Below are 14678 nucleotides of genomic sequence, written 5' to 3' on the forward strand. Positions count from 1 at the left end.
ACCGACATGGACTTCAACTTCAACCCGGAACAACAGCAGCTGGCGGACGCCCTCAAGCGCTGGATCGCGCGCGACTACGACTTCGAGAAGCGCCGCGCCATCGTCGACTCGGAATCGGGCGTGTCGGAGGCGGCCTGGTCGACGTTGGTCGAGCTCGGCCTGACCGCGCTGCCGGTGCCGCAAGCGCAGGGCGGTTTCGACGGCGGCGCGGTCGACCTGTTCGCGGTGATGCAAGAGCTGGGGCGCGGCCTGGTGGTCGAGCCGTATTTCGCGACCGTGCTCGGCGCCCGATTCCTCGCGCTGGGCGGCGGCCACGACGCCGAACTCGAGCGCGTCGCCACTGGCGAACTGAAGCTGGCCTGCGCGCTCGGCGAGCGCCAGTCGCGCCACGATCTGCGCGACATCGCAACGACAGCCACACCGGACGGCGCCGGCTGGATCCTGGATGGCGAAAAGAAGGTGGTGCTGCACGGCTTTGAAGCCGGGATGCTGGTGGTGTCGAGCCGCACCGGCGGCGCCCAGCGCGACGAGGGCGGCATCAGCCTGTTCCTGGTGCCGCGCGACGCGCCGGGCCTGCGCATCGCCGGCTACCGCATGCTCGACGGCCAGCGCGGCGCCGACGTGGTCCTCGACGGTGTGCGCGTCGATGCGGCGCAGCTGGTCGGGGCTGCGGGGCAGGGCTGGGCGATCCTGGAAGCGGCCGCCGATTACGGCGCCGGCCTGCTGTGCTTCGAGGCGGTCGGCGCGATGGATGCGCTGTTTGCGGCCACGCTCGAGTACCTCAAGACGCGCCAGCAGTTCGGCGTGCCGATCGGGAAGTTCCAGGCGCTGCAGCATCGCATGGCCGACATGTACATCCACCTCGAGCAGGCGCGTTCGATGGCCTTGCTGGCGGCCGTCAGGCTCGACGGCGCCGGCGCGGATGCGGCCGAGGAACGGCGCAAGGCCGTGGCGGCCGCCAAGTACCGGGTCGGCCAGGCGGCGCGCTTCGTCGGCCAGCAGGCGGTCCAGCTGCATGGCGGCATGGGCGTCACCGACGAGCTGCCGGCCGCGCACTATTTCAAGCGCCTGACGACGATCGAGCTGACACTGGGCGACAGCGACCACCACCTGGCGCGCTTCATCGAGCGCCCGGGGTTTCGCGCGCAGGAGGCGGCATGAGCGGCGATGCCAAGGCCAGTGCCGACTGGTACTTCGAAGACTTTTATCCGGGCCAGGAGATCGACCTCGGCACGCGCCCGGTGAAGGAAGACGAGATCATCGCCTTTGCCAGCCAGTTCGATCCGCAGCCCTTCCATGTCGACCGCGCCGCCGCGGCCGCCTCGATCTACGGCGGCGTGATCGCCAGCGGCTGGCACACCTGCTCGATGATGATGCGCATGGTGGTCGACGGCCTCATGGCCAGGTCCTCGAGCATGGGCTCGCCCGGGCTGGACGACGTGCGCTGGCTGGCGCCGGTACGTGCCGGAGACACGCTGCACGTGCGCTACCAGACCGTGCGGGTCAAGGCGTCGGCTTCCAAGCCGGACCGCGGCGTGGTGTGGTCGAAGTGGGTGGCGAGCAACCAGCACGGCGCGACCGTGTGCACGGTCGAGGGCATGGGCATGTTCGCGCGCCGCCAGGAAGCGGGAAGGGCGAAGCGGGACGGCCCTCAGTCCGCGCCCGCCCCCGCACGGTAGCGGTTGCGGCCGTCGGCCTTGGCCTGGTACAGCCGCGCGTCGGCCACCTGCACCAGGTCGGCGGGAATCGTGTGTTCGCCCGGGATCATGCCAGATATGCCCATGCTGGCGGTGAGGTAGGGCGCGGTCGGCGAGGCGGCGTGCGGGATCGCCATCCGTTCCAGTTCCAGGATCAGGCGCCTGGCCACGCCGACGGCGCCGCGCGCGTCCAGCTGCGGCAGCAGGATCGCGAACTCTTCGCCGCCGTAGCGCGCCACCAGGTCCTGGGTGCGCCCCGCCGCGCGCCGCAATGCGCTCGCGACCTGGATCAGGGTGTTGTCGCCGGCCGGATGGCCATAAAAATCGTTGTACAGCTTGAAGTGGTCGACGTCGACCAGCAGCAGCGCCACCGGCAGCCCGCTCCGGCCGCAGCGGCGCCACTCGGCCATCAGGCGCTCGTCGAATGCGCGGCGGTTGGCCACGCCGGTGAGCGCGTCGGTCAGCACCAGGGCGCGCAGGGCGTCGCGCTGGCGCTTGACGGTCAGCTGCGTGCGCACGCGCGCGCGCACGACGGCCGCGTTGACCGGCTTGCTGATGAAATCGGCGGCGCCGGCGCCGAGCGCGCGCGTCTCGTCTTCCGGCGAGCTCAACGCGGTGACGAAGATGACCGGGATGTCGGCGGTCTCGGACGCCGTCTGCAGTTCCTTGATCAGCGCGTAGCCGTCCATGCCCGGCATCACCGCGTCGAGCAGGATCAGGTCGGGATGCTGGGTGCGCGCGATCTCGAGCGCACGCGGACCGTCGAGGGCGAACAGGACCTCGTGCTCGTCCTGGAGGGCGGCATGCAGGATGCGGATGTTTTCCATCGCATCGTCGACCACCAGGATACGGCCGTTCAGGGCCAGGTCGGACCAGCTCATCCAGTCTCCATCGTCGTCATGAGTTCCCGCAGCGTGCCGGCGGCGTCGTCGAAACGCAGCTCGGCCACCGCATCGGCAAGGACCGCCTCTGCGTGCGGTGCGAGGCGTTGTAGTGTGGGGCGCAGGGATTCCCACAGCGCCATCGCCTTCATGTTGTTATTCTGTAGCAAATCGACCAGCTGCGCCAACGCGCGTGGCAGATCCGGGTCATCTGCGGGTCGGGCGCCGGCGGCGTCGACGCCGGGCGCGTGCGCCGCGGCCAGCGTTTGCGCGCTCGCGCGCACGACCCCGAGCGCGGCGTCCAGGCCGGCCAGGCGCGACTCCAGCGCCGCCGTGTCGCCGCTCGGCAGCCGCTGTTCCAGTTCCGCCGCGAGGCGCGCCACCTCGGACGCGCCGAGGTTGGCGGCCACGCCGTGCAGGCGGTGCGCGGCCTGGGCGGCGCGGGTGCGCCTTCCTTCGGCCAGCTCGGCGCGGATACGCTCGGCGTCGTCGGCGTGGCTGGCCGCGAAGCGCGCCAGCAGCTCGGCCAGCACCTTGACGTCGCCCCGGATGCGCGGCAGCGCGGCCGCCAGGTCGATGCCGGGCAGGGCCGGCGCGGCCGCCGGCGCCGCCACGGGCGCCTGCGCCGGCGCTGCGCCCGCCGCGCGCCCGGTCACGCGCGCCAGCGTCGCCACCAGCTCGTCGACGTCGATCGGCTTGGCCACCCAGGCGTCCATGCCGGCCCCGAGCGCGCGCCGGCGGTCGTCCTCGAAGGCGTTGGCGGTCATGGCCACGATCGGCACCGGCAGGCCGAGCCGGCGGATCGCGCCGGTCGCTTCGAACCCGTCCATCACCGGCATCTGCAAGTCCATCAGCACGGCGTCGTAGCGCATCCCGCCGGCCAGCAGGTCGACGCCGATGCGGCCGTTGCCGGCGAAGTCGACCGTCGCTCCGGCCTGGGCCAGCACGAACTGCGCGACTTCCTGGTTGAGCGGATTGTCCTCGACCACCAGCACGCGCAGGCCGGCCAGGCGCGCCGCCAGGGCGCTGCCGACGCGCAGCGGGTGGCTGGGTTCGTCCGGCACGGCGCCAAGCAGCGCCGCCGCGGCTGCGTCCACCGCCTGCGGCGTGAACGGCTTGGCCAGCAGGGCGTCGACGCGCAGGTCGGCCGCCATCGCGTCCAGGCGCTCGTGGTCGGGGTCGGCGGCCATCAGCGCCACGCGCGGGGGCGCGCCGGCGTGAGCGCGTGAGCGCGCGAGGACCGAGGCGCCGTCCAGGTCCGGCATGGCGCTGTCGATGAAAGCCAGGCAGTAGGCGCCGTGCGCCAGGAGCGCCAGCGCCTCGACGCCGCCGGCCGCGACATCGACCTGCCAGCCGCGTGCGCGCAGCATGGCCGCCAGCGCCGCGCGGCTGCTGGCGTTGTCGTCGGCGACCAGCACGTGCAGCGCCGCGCCGGCGTGTGCGGCCGGCGGCGCTGCATCCGGCCCCTGCATCGGTCCCGGCGCAGGCGCCAGCGCGAACGCCGCGCTGAAGCCGAAGGTCGCGCCCTCGCCGGGGCGGCTGTCGACGTCGAGGTGGCCGCCCATCAGGTCGACCAGGCGCCGGCTGATCGCCAGGCCCAGCCCGGTGCCGCCGTACTTGCGGCTGGTCGAGCTGTCGGCCTGCGAAAACGCCTCGAACATGCGCTGCTGCTGCGCCAGGGCGATGCCGATGCCGCTGTCGCGCACCGAAAACGCCAGGCGCACGCCGCTGTCTTCGCTGCCCGCGTCTTGCGCCTCGACCCGGATCGACAGCACCACTTCGCCCGACTCGGTGAACTTGATCGCATTGCCGACCAGGTTCAGCAGCACCTGTTCCAGACGCATCGGGTCGCCCAGCAGGTGGCGCGGGACGTCGGGCGCGACCGCGAACACCGGTTCGATGCCCTTGTTCCAGGCGCTGGTGGCGGTCAGCAGTGCAATGCCGGACAGGACGTCGTCGAGCCGGAACGCGGTGCGCTCGAGCGCCAGCTGGCCGGCCTCGACCTTCGAGTAGTCGAGCACGTCGTTCAGCATCGACAGCAGCGACTTGGCGGCCATCCCGATGCGCGCGACGTAGCCGCGCTCGCGCCGCCCGAGCTGGGCTTCCTCGAGCAGGCGCGCCAGGCCGATGATCGCGTTCATCGGCGTACGGATCTCGTGGCTCATGTTGGCCAGGAACTCGCCCTTGGCGCTGCTGGCCGCCTCGGCCGCGCGCAGCGCCTGCTCGAGGCGCGACTGGGTGCCTTTCAGTTCCGTGACGTCGGCGTGCAACATGTAGAAGCCGCGCACCCGGCCCTCCAGGTCGAGGTCGGGAATGTAGCTGCCCCAGGCGTAGATCACCTTGTCGTAGCCGCGCCGCTGCAGGCGCCGCTCGAAGAACTGCGCCCGCCCGGCCAGCACGCCGTCGAGGTAGGGCTGGACCTGAAACATCTGCTCGGCGTCCATCAGCTCGGCGGCGGTGTGGCCGATCACCTCCTCGACGCTGCGCCCGAGCCACTCGAGGTAAGGGCGGTTGGCGAAACGGCAGCGCAGGCCGGCGTCCCAGTAGCCGACCAGGCCCGGCAGGTGGTCGGTGATGGCGCGCACCATGCGCTCGCTCCGCTCCAGGCGCAGCTCGGTCTCGACCCGCGCCGTGATGTCGCGGATGGTGCCTTGCAGGATGCGGCGGCCGCCCATGTCGACCGCGGTCAGCAGCACGTCGGCGTGGAACAGGCTGCCGTCGCGGCGCTGGTGCAGCCACTCGAAATGGCAACCGCCTTGCGCCAGCGCGCGCATCATGGTTTCGTGCGCAAGTTCGCTCGACCTGCGTCCGTTCGGCTGCAGCTCGGGCGAGGTGTTGGCGGGCGACATCGCCAGCAATTCCTCGAGGCTGGCGCAGCCGTACAGCTTGACCGCGGCCGGGTTGGCGCTGATGAAGCCGGCCTCGGGCACGAGCAGCACCTGGGCGTCGCCGGCGCCTTCGAACAAGGCGCGGAACAGCTCCTGGTTGTCGCGCTCGCGCTGCTCCTGCAGCTTGCGCTCGGTGATGTCGAGCACCACCGCGTTGATGCCGGCCAGTTCGCGCTCGGGTCCGTACACCGGGTAGTAGCTGCAGATCCAGTAGCGCATCACGCCGGGTTCGGCTGGCACCTCCACGCTGTCCTCGACGTCGATCAGCGCCCGCCCGCTGGCCAGCACGCGCCGGTAGGGCGCCTCGAAGTGCACCCCGCGCTCGCCCAGCAGCTCGGGGAGCGTGCGCCCGATGTGGGCGGAGGCCGTCAGCGCGTTGACCGCCGCCAGGTAGTCGTTGACCATCACGATGCGCAGGTCGGCGTCGAGGTAGGCCAGGCCGACCGGCGCGCTGGCGTACACGGTGGACAGCAGCGCGCTGGAGCGGCGCAGTTCCTTGGTGCGCTCGGCCACCAGCGCTTCCAGGCCGGCGCGGTACTGCTGCAGCTCGCCTTCGACCTGGCGCAGCGCGGCGGCCACCGATGCCGCTTCGCGGATCGCCAGCGGCGGAATCGCCAGCGCTTCGCCGCGGCCGAGCGCCGCCGCCGGCCCGGTCAGCGCGCGCACCGAACGTGCGATGCCGCCGCCGATGACCCAAGCCAGCGTCAAGCTCAGCGCCAGCATGGCGCCGATCCCGGCCAGGCTCGTGGCCGGATCGGTGCCGAGGATCTCGCGCTCGGCGTGGTAGGGGTAGCCGATCGTCACCGCCCAGCCGTGCCCCAGCGTGCGCGCGTAGGCGATGTAGACGCGCCCGGCGTCGCGCCCGAGCAGCGCGACCTGGCCGAGGTCGGCGTGGGCCAGCGCCTGCGCCAGTTCGGGACGGATCGGCATGCCGATCCCCCGTTCGGCTGGGCCGCTGCGGGCCACCAGGCGCTGGTGGTTGTCGAAGATGCGTGCATTCCAGCTCTCAGGCAGTTGCTGGCCTGCCAGCAGCGCGTTCAGCCGCTGCGGGCGCAATTCGACCGAGAGCGCATAGGCCACCCGGCCGTCGCGCCAGACCGGCACCGTGATCGAGGCCAGCCACGGCTGGCCGGGGCTGGCGCGGTGCAGGCCCGAGGTCACGGCATTGCCGGAGGCGAACACGGCGCGCACGTCGGCCTCGTTGCCGTTATCCGGCGGCGCGGCGCCGAGCGGATGACGGGCGTCGAGCAGGGCGCGGCCGTCGGCGCCGCTCAGCTCGAAGCCGGCGACCGGGAATTCGGGCCGCAGCAGGCGGCGTGCGGCCATTTGGAAAGCGGCCAGGTCGCCGGTCGCCAGGCTGCTCTGGTTGGCCAGCACGCGCGCGGCGGTGGCCGCGCTGTCCAGGTCGCGGTCGACCGCGGCCGCGAGCGCACGCACGATCATGTCCGCGTCCTGGGCGATGTGGGCCCGCTCGCGCCGGTCGGCGTCGTGGGCGAAAGCGAGGTAGCCGGCCACGATCGGCGCGGCGCAGGCCAGCACCAGGATGATCAGCTTGGAACGGATGGAGGGTAAAGAACGACCTTGTGAAAACAGCAATGCACAGCTCCGCGGATGCGCGCGGAGCCGATGCGCCGCCGGGAGACATGGTAGCCGAGCGGCCCGGCGGCGGCAAACGCACGCGCTCAAGCGGACCGGCGCGGCCCGGCGCGGCGCGGCGTCAGGCGTACTTGCCCAGCTCCAGCTTCGCGATGGCGTTGCGGTGCACCTCGTCCGGGCCGTCGGCCAATGCCATCTCGGCCATCGGGCGGGCGGCCTTGCCGTTTTCCAGCGCCTGCGCGTTGCTGGCGGTGCCGTCGACGTAGCGCTTCATGATGCCTGCATGATGCCGGCCAGGCGGAACAGGTCGTAGGCCAGATAGAAGTTCATGTCCTCGGCGCGCAGCTGCACTGGCCGCCCCTGATGTCGGAAATATTTACAAACACCGGGCTCGTGATTCGGGAAAATCGGCAAGTCCTTGTTCGAGAAGCGAAAAAATTCCTGGCTCGATTCCTGCGTCAGGGTTTGCGCAAGCAAGGCCACTCTCGACAGATGGGATCCCCATGAAAACCACCATTGCCGCATTTGCCGTCGCCGCCAGCCTTCTGTGCCCTGCAGTCGCCAGCGCCAGGATCCTCGAGGTCAGTTTCACTGCAAGCCAGTTCAGCGCCAGAGACGGGGCTGCCGCGCCACAAGATCCGGTCGCAGGATCGATCTTGTTTACCACGCCATTGGAGGACAACGCCTTGCCCGTGGTCCTGGCGATCGACCTGACCATCGGCGGCCACACCTACGCGGTCGACGACATCCTCGCCGGGCCGCGCGGCGGCGGCTATGCATTCGGCGCCAAGGCGTCCGGTCTGGACGACCTCATGATCGGCAGCGACGATTTCTATCTCTACTTCCTGGGCCGCGGCCAGGGCTTCGGGTATTCGACGGCGGGCTCGAACGACTCCTGGACCACCCGCATCATCAGCACGAGCACCGAGGAAATCGCCAGCGTCCCCGAGCCGGGCAGCCTGGCGCTGCTGCTGATCGGCGCGGGCGCGGGCGCTGCCGCGACGCTGCGGCGCCGGCGCAGCGCTTGAGCGTCCACCGCGCGGGCGGCCGAACATGTGGAAACAAGAGTGACAAGCCGCAGGACGCAGCGGCAGCGCCTCACATCCCGCGCCCGCGCCGGTACTGCTCGAACAGCAGCTCCATGGTCGTGCTGCGCGCTCCCGGCTGCAGCACGCCGCGGATTTCCTGCAGCTCGGGCCAGAGCTCGGGCTGCGCCGGCGCGGCGCCCGGCGCCAGTTGCGCCAGCACGCGCGCGGCCGTCTCGACGGTCCTGGGCAGGCCGGACACGATGACGCGCTCGAACGCCACGCCCGCTTCGCGGAATGCCAGACCGGCGCCGTCGGCCTGGGCGCGGCCGTCCTCGTTGAGCGGCACACTCTCCGGCAGGCGTGGTTTGCCGTCGGTGTCGAAGTAAGTCACGCTGCCGTGGCGCATCAGGAAGATGCGGCGGCGTCGGGTGTGCGTCATGCGTCGGTCTCCTACTCGGCTGCACCAGTGGTCATTCCGACCATCTTTGTTGCTCGTCTTGCACGCTCATCACGGCAGGCTGTCGCGCCGGCGCCGCGTCTTTACGGCACTAATATGATTCCCTGAGTCAATTTAACCCTTTTCTGACATAGAATCACGGGTTGAGTCTTACAGGAAATAATAGGGGTGCTATGGCAAGGCCAGAAAAAGTCCGTCTCGGCGAAATATTGGTGCAGCAAAAGCTGCTGACGGAAGAGCAGCTGAACCAGGCGCTGGCCGACCAGAAGCGCACCGGCCGCAAGCTCGGCCGCGTGTTCGTGGAAAGCAGTTTCGTCACCGAGGAGCAGATCTCGGGCGCGCTCGCGCGCCAGCTCGGCATCCCCTACATCAATCTCAAGTTCTACAACATCAACCAGGACGTGGTGCGCCTGCTGCCCGAGACCCAGGCGCGGCGCTTCCGCGCGCTGGTGCTGGAAGACCGGGTTGAAACCGTGCTGGTGGGCGTGTCCGACCCGACCGACCTGTTTGCCTACGACGAGATCGCGCGCCTGCTGAAGAAGGGCATCGAGCTGGCCGTGGTCAACGAGACCGAGGTGCTGCAGGCGATCGACCGCATCTACCGCCGCACCGGCGAGATCACCGGCCTGGCGCGCGAACTCGAGCAGGACCTGGGCGAATCCGGCTCGATCGACTTCGGCGCGCTGGCCGCCAATCCGGGCCTGGAAGAAGCGCCCGTGGTCAAGCTGCTGCAATCGGTGTTCGACGATGCGGCCCAGGTGCGCGCCTCCGACATCCACATCGAGCCGCAGGACGGACGCCTGCAGATCCGCTTCCGCATCGACGGCGTGCTGCACCTGCAGACCGAGGCCGACATCAAGATCGCCACGCCGCTGGCGCTGCGCCTGAAGCTGATGGCCGACCTCGACATCTCGGAAAAGCGCCTGCCGCAGGACGGCCGCTTCGCAGTCAAGGTGCGCAACCAGCGCATCGACGTGCGTATCTCGACCATGCCGACCCAGTTCGGCGAATCGGTCGTGATGCGTCTGCTGAATCAGGTCGGCATGAACCTGCGACTGGACGCGATCGGCATGCCGCCGCGCCTGGTCGAGCGCTTCCGCGCCATCGTCCAGCGCCCCAACGGCCTGGTGCTGGTGACCGGCCCTACCGGTTCAGGCAAGACCACCACGCTGTACAGCGCGCTGGCCGAACTCAATTCGGTGGAAAAGAAGCTGATCACGGTCGAGGACCCGGTCGAATACCGCCTGCCAGGCATCAACCAGGTGCAGGTCAACGACAAGATCGAGCTGAACTTCGCGCGCGTGCTGCGCTCGGCGCTGCGCCAGGACCCGGACATCGTGCTGGTCGGCGAGATGCGCGACCAGGAAACCGCCCAGATCGGCCTGCGCGCCGCGATGACAGGCCACCTGGTGCTCTCGACCCTGCACACCAACGATGCCGCCTCGACCCCGCTGCGCCTGATGGACATGGGGGTCCCGCGCTACATGGTGGGCGGCTCGCTGCAGGCGGTGCTGGCCCAGCGCCTGGTGCGCGTGATCTGCGAAAGCTGCAGCGAACCGTTCCAGGCGCCCGCGCCCGAGCGCGCGTGGCTGCGTGCGGAGCTCGGCGACAAGGCCGGGATCGTGCCGCTGTTCCACGGGCGCGGCTGCTCGCACTGCAACGGCACCGGCTACCGCGGCCGTACCGGCGTCTACGAACTGCTGGAGATGACGCGCGGCGTGAACGAGGCGATCAACCATCCGGACCCGTCGCACTTCCTGAAGGTCGCGCACAGCGAGATGCGCGGCGAGACCCTGCGCCGCGGCGCGGTGCGCCTGGCGATCCAGGGCCGCACCACGGTCGCCGAAGCGATGCGGATCAGTAACCAGGTCGACGACTGAGGCCCCACCCGATGCCATTCTTTGCCTACAAGGCGCGCAACGCGCGCGGGGACCTGCTGCAGGGCGTGCTCGAAGGCGCCGACAGCGGCGCGGTCGCCGACCAGCTGTTCGGCACCGGCGCCACGCCGATCGAGATCGTGCCGAGCAAGCGCGCCGTCACCAGTCAAACCGCCAGCAATGCCGCCAGCGCGGCCGGCGGCGTCGCCGGCGCGGTGGGCGTGGCATCGGAAGGCGGCCTGTGGCTGCGCCTGACCCGCAAGAAGGTGACGTCGCTCGACGTGCAGCTGTTCAGCCGCCAGCTCTACACGCTGCTCAAGTCCGGTGTGCCGATCATGCGCGGCCTGGGCGGCCTGCAGGAATCGAGCACCAATCCCGCGTTCGCCGTCGTCATCCGCGACCTGCGCGAATCGCTCGACGCCGGCCGCGAACTGTCCAGCGCGATGCGCCGTCATCCGAAATGCTTCTCGGCCTTCTACCTGGCGATGGTGCGCGTGGGCGAGATGACCGGCCGCCTGGAAGAAGTGTTCCTGCGCCTGTTCGACCACATGGAGTTCGACCGCGACATGCGCAACCGCGTCAAGAGCGCGATGCGCTACCCGAGCTTCGTGGTGGTAGCGATGATCCTGGCGATGGCGGTGGTGAACATCTTCGTGATCCCGCAGTTCGAGAAGGTGTTCAAGACCTTCCACTCGGAATTGCCGCTGATGACGCGCATCCTGATCGAGACCTCGCGCTTTTCGGTGCATTGGTGGCCGGCGTTCGCGCTGGCCGCGATCGGTTCGGTGCTGGGTTTCCGCGCCTGGACCAACACCACGGCGGGGCGCCTGGCCTGGGACCGCTACAAGCTGCGCATCCCGGTCGCCGGCAAGATCGTCCACAAGGCGACCATGTCGCGTTTCGCGCGCAGCTTCGCGCTGTCGATGCGCAGCGGCGTGCCGATCGTGCACGCGCTGACGGTGGTCGCCCAGACCTCGGACAACGCCTATCTCGCCTGGCGCATGGACCAGATGCGCGACGGCGTCGAGCGCGGCGAAAGCATCCTGCGCACGGCGACCCATGCCCAGGTGTTCACGCCGATCGTCCTGCAGATGATCGCGGTGGGCGAGGAATCGGGTTCGCTCGACGACCTGATGGACGAGATCGCGATCATGTACGAGCGCGAGGTCGACTACGAACTCAAGACGCTGTCGAGCCAGATCGAGCCGATCCTGATCGTCTTCCTCGGCGCGCTGGTGCTGGTGCTGGCGCTCGGCATCTTCCTGCCGATCTGGGACCTGGGGCAGGCCGCCTTGCACGGCAAACAATGAGCAGTCGCGCTGGTGTCTGTACGGCGCGACAGATTTGTTGTCACGAAACTATGTTTTCATAAAAACTTTTGTTGCGGTGGATCAAGTTTGCTCTGATTCCAGTTAGAATTGCCCTACAGCATGGGGCGCGACCCCGCTGATCCAACAGCAACGCGGCGCGGCCGCACCCCAATTTCGGAGATTTCAATGAACAAGAATTTCAAGGCCGGCGCCCAGGGCGGTTTTACCCTGATCGAGTTGATCGTCGTGATCGTGATCCTTGGCATCCTGGCGGCGACCGCGCTGCCCAAGTTTGCGAACCTGAGCGCCGATGCGCGCCTGGCTTCGCTGCAGGCCGCGAAAGGTTCGATCGCTTCGGCCTCGGCCATGATCCATGGTAAGTACCTGGTCAACCCGACCGCCAACGGCACGACCGTGACCGTCGAAGGCAAGACCATCAACCTGACCAATGGCTACCCGAGCGCCGACACGACCCTGGCCGACGCCGCCGGCATCAGCAGCGACGACTACAAGATCGACACCACTGCCGCCGGCAAGGTGACCGTCTCGCCGAAGGGTGTCGCAGATCCGACCAAGTGCAGCATCGTGTACACCGCCGCCACCTCGACGACCTCGGGTGCGACCATCGCTTACCCGACCACGACCAGCAACCCGAGCGGCAGCCCGGTCGTCACCCCGGTCTGCGACTAAGCCGCAAGCTGTATCGCAAGAGCGTGACGGATGCCCGGCCGATTTCCTGAACGAGCAGCGCACGCTCATCCCCTTCGCCGCCAGCGCGGCTTCACCGTGGTCGAACTGATCATGGTGATCGTCCTGGCCGGCATCCTGGCCGCGTTCGCGGCCTCGCGTTTTTATGTGCGCACCGGCTACGACGTCGCAGCCTTCGCCGAGACCATCCGCGCGATGGCGCGTTACGCGCAAAAGCTCGCCGTGGCCCAGAACCGGGTGGTCTGGGTCACCGGCACGGTGGACGCTGCCGGCAACGTGCTCGGCGTCGGCCTGTGCTACACCAATTCGACCAACTGCCCGACCGCTCAGCAGGTCGCGGTCCCGAACGGCACCAACAGCGGCAACCCGAACACGCGCGCCATCTGCGCGGTCGGCGGCGTGTATGCGCCGACCTGGTATTGCGAGTCGGCGCCGTCGAACGGCATGACGATGAAGCTTTCCAGCGGCAGCTTCTCGCCGTTCTTCTTCAACGGTCTGGGCAAGCCCTTCATGCCGAATGACGTGGCGGGCGCGGCCTCGACCTTCCAGACCACCAAATACATCTTCAGCGGCGACAACGTCTCGGTCCCGGTCACGGTGTACCAGGAAACCGGCTATGTCAACTGAGCCGCGCGCCGTGCCGCGGGCGCCGCGCCAGCGCGGGGTGACCCTGATCGAGATGATCGTCTTCATGGTGATCATCGGCGTCGCCCTGGCGGCCATCGTCGGCGTGATGGCGCTGACCACGAGCCAGAGCGCCGACCCGGTGCGGCGCAAGCAGGCGCTGATCCTGGCCGAGGGCCTGCTCGAGGAAGTCGAGCGCGCCAATTTTTCCTACTGCGACCCGTTCGACCCGAACGCCGCGACCGCCGCCAGCAGCAAGGACTGCACCATCCCCGAAGCCTGGGGCCAGCTGGGAGGCGAGCCGAGTTCGTCCGGGCGGCCCTACGACAACGTCAACGATTACGTGGCGGCCGCCGGCACCGCCAATGCCGCCTTCGACGTCGGCGGCAAGCTGGCCGACGCCAACGGCAACGTGCTCGATCTGGCCGGCTACAGCGCGAGCGTGACGATCACGCCGGTCGCGCTCGGCCCGGACGGCGCCCAGGTCGGCGCCAACAACCCGTCCGCCGGCGTCTCCACCGGCAGCAGCGCCGACAACGAAGCCCTGCGGATCACGGTCACGGTCAGCTACGACGGCCAGACCCTGACGCTGGACGGCTACCGCACGCGCTACGCGCCCAACGCCTTATGACGCTCCACGCACACGCACACGCGTACGCACACCCGCCTGCACGCCCGCGCACCCACGCGCGTGGCTTCACGCTGATCGAGGTGATCGTCTCGATCGTCGTGATCGGCATCCTGTCGGCCATCGTCGCCGTGTTCATCCGCGCGCCGATCCTCGGCTACCGCGACACGGTCGACCGCGCCGAGATCACCGACCAGGCCGACCTGGCGCTGCGCCGCATCGCGCGCGATCTGCGCCTGGCGCTGCCCAACAGCGTGCGCATCGCCAGCGACGGCGCCGGCAACACCGTGATGGAATTCCTGCAGACCAAGACGGGCGGGCGCTACCTGTCGATCGACGACGACGGCGTCGACCCGACCAGGATCCTGAACTTCGAGGACCCGATCGACACGGACTTCACCGCGATTGCGCCGCTGAACAGCTTCGCCCAGGTCGCGGTGGGCGACTACGTCGTGGTGTACAACCTCGGCCCCGGCCTGGAGCCGGCCAACGCCTACGTCGTGCAGAGCGCGGCCTGCACCAAGGGCGACGCCACGTCGGCCGCCGTCAACGCCGGCAACATCGCCCAGATCAGCAAGATCGTGACGCCGAGCGCCAGCGGCCTGGCCGACGCGGTCGACATCACGCTGGCCGTCAATCCCTTCGCCTGCCAGGCGCCGCCGATGTCCTCGCCGAACTACCGCTTCCAGGTGGTCTCGGGCCCGGTCAGCTTCTACTGCACCGCCCGCAGCGACGGGACCTGGGACTTGTGGCGCGCCTGGGGCTACAAGATCCAGGCCGGCCAGCCCACGAGTACGCCGAGCGACGCCAAGACCGCCATGCTCGCCAGCCGCCTGACCCGCTGCGACAAGCTGTTCAGCTACAGCACCGCCGCCAACCAGCGCACCGGCCTGGTCGGCATCGACATCTCGCTGCACGGCCGCAACGACAACACCGCCGCGATCCGCCTGGTGCACCAGGTCCACGTCGACAACACCCCATGAA

At 69.3% G+C, this 14678-nt stretch carries 11 protein-coding genes and 2 pseudogenes; 9 read left to right on the top strand and 4 right to left on the bottom strand.

Annotated features, from left to right (window positions below; genetic code table 11):
* Positions 1–6 precede the first annotated feature (6 nt).
* Together FA90_RS04770 and FA90_RS04775 are read left to right on the top strand one after the other, a co-directional pair.
* Positions 7–1161, top strand: a complete 1155-nt coding sequence (locus FA90_RS04770; protein WP_036166461.1) for an acyl-CoA dehydrogenase family protein — start codon at positions 7–9, stop codon at positions 1159–1161.
* Complete coding sequence (locus FA90_RS04775) at positions 1158–1679, top strand: MaoC family dehydratase (protein ID WP_051971428.1); 522 nt, start codon at positions 1158–1160, stop codon at positions 1677–1679. Before FA90_RS04770 ends, FA90_RS04775 begins: the two co-directional genes overlap by 4 nt.
* On the opposite strand, the gene FA90_RS04780 is transcribed toward FA90_RS04775, so the two are convergent.
* The 3 genes and pseudogenes from FA90_RS04780 to FA90_RS27125 form a co-directional block, all read right to left on the bottom strand.
* Positions 1652–2578: a diguanylate cyclase domain-containing protein gene (locus tag FA90_RS04780; protein WP_036166464.1), complete on the bottom strand. Its 927-nt coding sequence runs from the start codon at positions 2576–2578 to the stop codon at positions 1652–1654. The genes FA90_RS04775 and FA90_RS04780 overlap by 28 nt on opposite strands.
* On the bottom strand, positions 2575–7062 hold the full coding sequence (locus FA90_RS04785; protein WP_036166467.1) for a response regulator: 4488 nt from the start codon (positions 7060–7062) through the stop codon (positions 2575–2577). Before FA90_RS04785 ends, FA90_RS04780 begins: the two co-directional genes overlap by 4 nt.
* A 121-nt stretch (positions 7063–7183) precedes the next feature.
* Positions 7184–7395: pseudogene (locus FA90_RS27125) on the bottom strand (hypothetical protein); the annotation flags it as partial.
* A 170-nt stretch (positions 7396–7565) separates the two neighbouring features.
* On the opposite strand from FA90_RS27125, the gene FA90_RS04790 reads away from it, so the two are divergent.
* Complete coding sequence (locus FA90_RS04790) at positions 7566–8090, top strand: PEP-CTERM sorting domain-containing protein (RefSeq protein WP_081933650.1); 525 nt, start codon at positions 7566–7568, stop codon at positions 8088–8090.
* A gap of 145 nt (positions 8091–8235) precedes the next feature.
* Here FA90_RS04790 and FA90_RS04795 read toward each other — a convergent pair.
* A pseudogene (locus FA90_RS04795) lies at positions 8236–8529 on the bottom strand (phosphoglycerate mutase family protein); the annotation flags it as partial.
* Positions 8530–8720: 191 nt separating this feature from the next.
* On the opposite strand from FA90_RS04795, the gene FA90_RS04800 reads away from it, so the two are divergent.
* The 6 genes from FA90_RS04800 to FA90_RS04825 all read left to right on the top strand — a co-directional run bounded on the left by FA90_RS04800 (position 8721) and on the right by FA90_RS04825 (position 14677).
* Complete coding sequence (locus FA90_RS04800; RefSeq protein WP_036166473.1) at positions 8721–10427, top strand: GspE/PulE family protein; 1707 nt, start codon at positions 8721–8723, stop codon at positions 10425–10427.
* Between the two features lie 11 nt (positions 10428–10438).
* Positions 10439–11734: a type II secretion system F family protein gene (locus FA90_RS04805; protein WP_036166475.1), complete on the top strand. Its 1296-nt coding sequence runs from the start codon at positions 10439–10441 to the stop codon at positions 11732–11734.
* A 186-nt stretch (positions 11735–11920) separates the two neighbouring features.
* Entirely contained in the window at positions 11921–12424 is a 504-nt protein-coding gene (locus FA90_RS27485) for a prepilin-type N-terminal cleavage/methylation domain-containing protein (RefSeq protein ID WP_036166478.1), read from the top strand.
* A 30-nt stretch (positions 12425–12454) separates the two neighbouring features.
* Positions 12455–13069 carry a Tfp pilus assembly protein FimT/FimU gene (locus FA90_RS04815; protein WP_081933651.1) on the top strand — a complete coding sequence of 205 codons (615 nt, stop codon included), beginning with the start codon at positions 12455–12457 and terminating at the stop codon, positions 13067–13069.
* Positions 13059–13697 (top strand): prepilin-type N-terminal cleavage/methylation domain-containing protein, encoded by a 639-nt coding sequence (locus FA90_RS04820; RefSeq protein ID WP_036166480.1) that lies wholly within the window; start codon positions 13059–13061, stop codon positions 13695–13697. Before FA90_RS04815 ends, FA90_RS04820 begins: the two co-directional genes overlap by 11 nt.
* Positions 13694–14677 (top strand): prepilin-type N-terminal cleavage/methylation domain-containing protein, encoded by a 984-nt coding sequence (locus FA90_RS04825; RefSeq protein ID WP_036166483.1) that lies wholly within the window; start codon positions 13694–13696, stop codon positions 14675–14677. Before FA90_RS04820 ends, FA90_RS04825 begins: the two co-directional genes overlap by 4 nt.
* Position 14678: the final 1 nt, after the last annotated feature.

The organism is Massilia sp. 9096 (genome assembly GCF_000745265.1).
GTDB lineage: Bacteria > Pseudomonadota > Gammaproteobacteria > Burkholderiales > Burkholderiaceae_D > Telluria.

Bases quoted from the DNA above. Each gene is read 5' to 3' on its own strand.
- FA90_RS04815 (WP_081933651.1), top strand. From the start codon at position 12,455: ATGCCCGGCCGATTTCCTGAACGAGCAGCGCACGCTCATCCCCTTCGC.
- FA90_RS04825 (WP_036166483.1), top strand. From the start codon at position 13,694: ATGACGCTCCACGCACACGCACACGCGTACGCACACCCGCCTGCACGC.
- FA90_RS04770 (WP_036166461.1), top strand. From the start codon at position 7: ATGGACTTCAACTTCAACCCGGAACAACAGCAGCTGGCGGACGCCCTC.
- FA90_RS04780 (WP_036166464.1), bottom strand. From the start codon at position 2,578: ATGAGCTGGTCCGACCTGGCCCTGAACGGCCGTATCCTGGTGGTCGAC.
- FA90_RS04805 (WP_036166475.1), top strand. From the start codon at position 10,439: ATGCCATTCTTTGCCTACAAGGCGCGCAACGCGCGCGGGGACCTGCTG.
- FA90_RS04775 (WP_051971428.1), top strand. From the start codon at position 1,158: ATGAGCGGCGATGCCAAGGCCAGTGCCGACTGGTACTTCGAAGACTTT.
- FA90_RS04800 (WP_036166473.1), top strand. From the start codon at position 8,721: ATGGCAAGGCCAGAAAAAGTCCGTCTCGGCGAAATATTGGTGCAGCAA.
- FA90_RS04820 (WP_036166480.1), top strand. From the start codon at position 13,059: ATGTCAACTGAGCCGCGCGCCGTGCCGCGGGCGCCGCGCCAGCGCGGG.
- FA90_RS27485 (WP_036166478.1), top strand. From the start codon at position 11,921: ATGAACAAGAATTTCAAGGCCGGCGCCCAGGGCGGTTTTACCCTGATC.
- FA90_RS04790 (WP_081933650.1), top strand. From the start codon at position 7,566: ATGAAAACCACCATTGCCGCATTTGCCGTCGCCGCCAGCCTTCTGTGC.